The sequence below is a fragment of the Brevibacillus sp. MER 51 genome (assembly GCF_023714195.1).
Taxonomy (GTDB): domain Bacteria; phylum Bacillota; class Bacilli; order Brevibacillales; family Brevibacillaceae; genus Brevibacillus.
On sequence record NZ_JAMAUS010000057.1, the window covers coordinates 1 to 458 of the forward strand.

Sequence of the window (458 nt, forward strand, 5' to 3'; positions counted from 1 at the left end):
GCTCAACGTATTCGGCAATCATGCCATCCGGATGCCGAACCAGCATGTTCCAGCCGGTGGGCACGGCCTTCACCGGGTTGATAATCGTTGCCCCGGTGGAAGGCAGATGTTTCTCCCAGGCGGTAATGTCGTTTACCAGGAAAGTGGCCTCGGTGGCGCGAAACGGAGCCAGGCTTTGCTCGGTTCCGCCAATTAAAAGCACGGAACCCACCTGCGCCAGTTTGAGATCGTATTCGGGATAGTCAAAACGTAACCTTGCCTTTTGCGAAATGAGATGTTCATAAAACGAAACGGTTTCTTCAAAGCGGGCAATCAGCACGCATCGACGGATCAGGATATTAAGGACTTTCATTATATCTCCTTCGCCATTTTCTCAGAGATAGCGTAGCAGCACTGAGGTGGAATGTAAGGCTCAAGTAGCAGAAGAGCGTGACGTATAGTTGTGGCCTGCGTATAAG

At 51.3% G+C, this 458-nt stretch carries 1 protein-coding gene; it reads right to left on the bottom strand.

Annotation, left to right across the window (positions count from 1 at the left end; translation table 11 throughout):
- On the bottom strand, positions 1-352 hold a 352-nt coding region (locus tag M3630_RS30600; protein WP_251254671.1), incomplete at its 3' end, for a VOC family protein.
- Positions 353-458 lie beyond the last annotated feature (106 nt).